Source organism: Thermoactinomyces mirandus, assembly GCF_013868055.1.
GTDB classification, from domain to species: domain Bacteria; phylum Bacillota; class Bacilli; order Thermoactinomycetales; family Thermoactinomycetaceae; genus Thermoactinomyces; species Thermoactinomyces mirandus.
The window spans coordinates 1-1,418 of the sequence record NZ_JACEOL010000013.1; the positions used below are offsets into that span (position 1 = coordinate 1).

A 1,418-nucleotide genomic window follows, 5' to 3' on the forward strand; every position below is an offset into this window, starting at 1 on the left:
TCTTGCTTCCACTCCTGAACAATTTGTTCAACATTCATTGTTTGAACACCTGAAGGCAATGGAAAGTGCTGTAGAGAGTAAAGCGCTGCTTTTCCTTCCCAATTCCTGAAAACGTCAAGGAACTCCGGGAAGAACCGATCCAACCAGTTTTGAATCCGCCCTTTTATGCTGGCTAAGTCTTTCATTAAACGGTCTCGTAAGTTCATGCCGTTACGAAGTTCGGCATAGATTCCTTCAGGAACCTGCGGTTCGGAGTACCGTCCATCTTGAATTAGCCTGGCAATAACATAGGCGTCTTTCACATCATTTTTGGTTGGGGAATTGTCGTCCAGCTCTTTGCTCCTCTTAACATGCATCGGGTTAACCATGATCAACTTGATACCGTGTTTCTTGAGAAACTCAGCTAAACTCAGCCAGTAATGGCCTGTTGGTTCGATTCCAAACAGCACCTGCTGTTTGGAGTGCTGTTTCATCAAGGACTTGATCCAAAAAAGCAATTGGCTAAACCCAGATTGAGATTGGCTAAATGCAATGGTCTTGCCTAATTCAATCCCACGAAAGTCTACAGCCCTTGCAATGTGCTTGTGTTTAGCAATATCTGCGCCTATGATTAAAGTCGATTCGTTGATTTGCTCAATTTTACGATTTTGCTTATACTTCAATTTGGGTACCTCCTTCGCTATTTAAGGGTCCACTGGCCAGTGGGACACCTCGTATGTTAGCAGGAGGTACTTTTCTTTTTCAACCCCCTTTGTTTTTCAAATACAGGAATGCTTCATTAGCAGAAGTAGCATCTACTACGATATCGTTCCCTTTAGCTTTTAAAAAGTCCGTTGTCTTCTTTGCCATTAAAGAAGATGACATACCACCTGCACAAATGATTAAAACTTTTTTCATCCTGCATCCCTCCCTCAATAAATTAAGTTTTTCTCACTCAATCTCTCGTTTTTTCTCCAATTTTGAAAAATGAACCAGGCATTTAGAACGGATACATTTTGAATAGATGTATAGAAAAGGAATTAAGGGTTTACTCAAATAGAGGCAAGCCTCTATTTGTAAAAATATGTGAGCGCTAGTGGATCTCCACAATGACCCAAGGAGTTTACCCTCCCATGTCTCACAGGATCCAAGTCCCTAAATTCCTTCGTTCTACCTGCCTTGGGGTGGAAGCTGAAAAAGCTCCATTGCAGGGTCTATGCCCGTATGGTAAAGATAAGACTCAGCTTCCACGCGGTTGCTACTTGTAAAGAAAACGAGAAAAAAGAACTTAAGCTACTTCCTGTAATTGACCTTGATGCGAAGCTCCTTGGAGCTTTGCCGCCTCATCGGGGAGCTGTTTGCGTCCGAGTACGAACAAAATCCGAATGAGCCTACACCATAATGCAATTAATGACTGCTTTCTATGCAATGGGTTGTTT

2 protein-coding genes are annotated in these 1,418 nt (G+C 42.3%); both read right to left on the reverse strand.

Annotated features, from left to right (window positions below; genetic code table 11):
• The coding region (locus tag H2C83_RS04540) for an IS110 family transposase (RefSeq protein ID WP_181738225.1) at window positions 1-662 on the reverse strand (662 nt) is incomplete at its 3' end.
• 79 nt (window positions 663-741) lie between these two features.
• Window positions 742-897, reverse strand: coding sequence for a PTS sugar transporter subunit IIB (locus tag H2C83_RS04545; protein ID WP_181738227.1), 156 nt, complete (start codon window positions 895-897; stop codon window positions 742-744).
• Between the last annotated feature and the right edge of the window lie 521 nt (window positions 898-1,418).